Consider the following 2,359-nt stretch of genomic DNA (forward strand, 5'->3'; position numbering starts at 1 on the left):
GGGCGGCGGCGCTCGCTTCCGCCTCGGCCTGCTTGATCAGGCCATCGGCGTCGGCCCTGGTGATCAGGCCGCGCTTGACCATGAGATTGATCAGATTGATCGTCGCGTTGGGCGAAGGCGCCGGCTCCTGCGCCCACGCGGGCGAGGCGGCGACCAGCCCGGCGGCGACCAGAAGGGCCGGGGCGGCAAGACGGAAGGCGTTACGTTCACTCTTGGACATGGGGTCCCCACTTCGGATGGCTTCAGCCCGGCCGCAGCGCCTTGATGCGCATGTGGATGGGTTGTGGCATGTCGGACGGCGGCGGATCGAAATGCCGCCCCCGCAGGATCTCGTTCTCGATGATACGGTCGACCTCGGCATCGCCGCTGGAGGCCCCGAGGCGCACGCGCGTGACGCTGCCCGAGGCATCCAGCCAGATCTGGACCTTCAGGCCGCCGATGGTCGCCTTCCGCGTTTTCCGATTGTCGCGCAGCGCCGCCTCGATCTCTTTCTGGACCTTGGCCGCATACCAGCCGAAGCGGGTTCCACCGCCGCCCGTGCCACCGCCGCCAATCAGGCCGCCGCCCCCCGGCCGCCCCGAAAGACCGAAACTGTCGCCCGGCCCGGTGCCCTCCTGGTCGAGGCCGAGCGGTCCCGGGGCCGGCGCTTCCGGCTCCGCCTCTTCCGGCTCTTCCTTCGGTGCCTCTTCCTTCATCTCGGGCTCGGCGATCTCGGGCTGTTCCTCCACCTGTTCCTCGGGCGGGGGCGGTTCCTCTGGCGGGGGCGGAGGTGGCGGCGGAGACGGGGGCGTCAGGATCTGCACCACCTGCGGCTCGGACACCTTGCGCGTCGGCTGGCTGTCGCCGCCGACCAGCACCGCCGCGACGGCGAACAGGGCGACGGCGACGACACCCGCGACGATGCCCGGGGCATTGCGCCGCAGGAAACCCTGCCCGTCATCATCCTCGTCGTCGCGCGCCATGTCGGGTCACTTCACCAGGGGTTTGGTGGCGAGGCCGACCTGGCTGACACCGACCTGGCCCAGAAGATCGAGGACATCCATCACGCCCTGATATTGCGACAGGCCGTCGCCCTTGATCACCACCGGGAAATCGGGGGTCAGCGCCTTCTGCGACAGCAGGCGTTGCTTCAGGTCGTCGAGCGAGGCGACCGGCGTCGTGTTCAGGAAGATCTTGCCATCGGCGGTCAAGCTGATCGCCTGGGTCTTCGATTCCGCGAGGCTGGGCTGGGCGCTGGCACGCGGCAGGTTCACCTTCATGCCCTGCACGCTGGCCGTCGTCATGATGATGAAGATGACCAGCAGCACATAGGCGAGATCGAGCATCGGCGTGATGTTGATGTCGTCATAGGGTTTGTTGTCGCCCTGGACCTGCATCGCCGTCACTCCGCCGCGAGCGTGTCGTCGACCCGCGTCTCGGGCGACCAGGCATAGAATTCGGCGAGGCGAGTGATGAATTCGTCGACGAAGACCTGAATGTCCGCCGACGCATCCTTGATGCGCGAGTTCAGGTAATTATAGGCGAAGAGCGCGGGGATCGCGACCGCGAGGCCGGCCACGGTGGCCAGCAGGGCGGCGGCGATGCCCGGCGCGATCGCGTTCACGTTGACGTCGCCCGAAGCCGCGATCGCCGCGAAGGTGATCATCACGCCGACCACGGTGCCGAGCAGGCCGAGGAAGGGCCCGCCCGAGATGGCGATGGTCAGGACCACGATCTGGCGGTTCAGCTTCTGAAGCTCGCGCACCTGGGTGGCGTCGAGGCTGGCGCGGATGGCGGCGATCGATTCCGCCTTCAGCCAGCGCGCCCCCGGCTTCGCGCCGGCGAAGCGGCGGTGGATTTCGTGCAGGCCCGCGTTGAACACCCGGTACAGCGCGGAATGCCGCACCAGCCGCAGATCGGCCCTGGACAGATGCCCGCCCATGGTGCCGGCGTCATCGGCCTTGCCGGCCTCGAGCACGGAGAAGTCGCCCGCGATCCGGTCATAGGCTTCGAGGAAGCGGCTGTTGGCCCTCTGCTGGCGGCCGACGTAGGACATCTTGCCGGCGACGACGACCCAGGAAATCACCGCCATCACCGCGAGAATGCCGATCACCACCCAGGCATCGAGGGTGACCGATTTCACGATCACCGCGAAATGACCGGTCAGCCAGGTCGTCGTTTCCTCGTCCATGCTGAGCGACAGGAGCTTGGCGCTGTCCCCGCCCTGGCCGAGGGCGGCCAGACGGATGAAGCCCGCGGGCCGCGCGATTTTGGCAATCTGCAGCTCGTCGATCTCGCCCGCGAACCCCGTGTAGACGGGAAGAGCCGGCGCCGCGATTTCCGCGACCGGGGCGGCGGCTTCGGCCGCGCCGTCGATTGC

Annotated in this window: 4 protein-coding genes; all 4 read right to left on the minus strand. The window is 68.2% G+C overall.

Annotated features, from left to right (window positions below):
- Positions 1–220 (minus strand): putative porin (locus WAZ62_RS21500; RefSeq protein WP_422645579.1); only part of this gene is annotated, 220 nt, incomplete at its 3' end.
- A gap of 22 nt (positions 221–242) precedes the next feature.
- The gene (locus WAZ62_RS21505) at positions 243–962 is read right to left on the minus strand and encodes a TonB family protein (RefSeq protein ID WP_422645580.1); all 720 of its coding nucleotides are present in this window, start codon (positions 960–962) and stop codon (positions 243–245) included.
- 6 nt (positions 963–968) lie between these two features.
- Positions 969–1,376: an ExbD/TolR family protein gene (locus WAZ62_RS21510; RefSeq protein WP_422645581.1), complete on the minus strand. Its 408-nt coding sequence runs from the start codon at positions 1,374–1,376 to the stop codon at positions 969–971.
- A 5-nt stretch (positions 1,377–1,381) separates the two neighbouring features.
- Positions 1,382–2,359, minus strand: a 978-nt coding sequence (locus WAZ62_RS21515) for a MotA/TolQ/ExbB proton channel family protein (RefSeq protein ID WP_422645582.1), incomplete at its 5' end; no start/stop codon positions are given.

The organism is Zavarzinia sp. (assembly GCF_049306435.1).
GTDB lineage: Bacteria > Pseudomonadota > Alphaproteobacteria > Zavarziniales > Zavarziniaceae > Zavarzinia.

Coding starts and splice junctions, on each gene's coding strand:
- WAZ62_RS21505 (WP_422645580.1), bottom strand. CDS start 962: ATGGCGCGCGACGACGAGGATGATGACGGGCAGGGTTTCCTGCGGCGC.
- WAZ62_RS21510 (WP_422645581.1), bottom strand. CDS start 1,376: ATGCAGGTCCAGGGCGACAACAAACCCTATGACGACATCAACATCACG.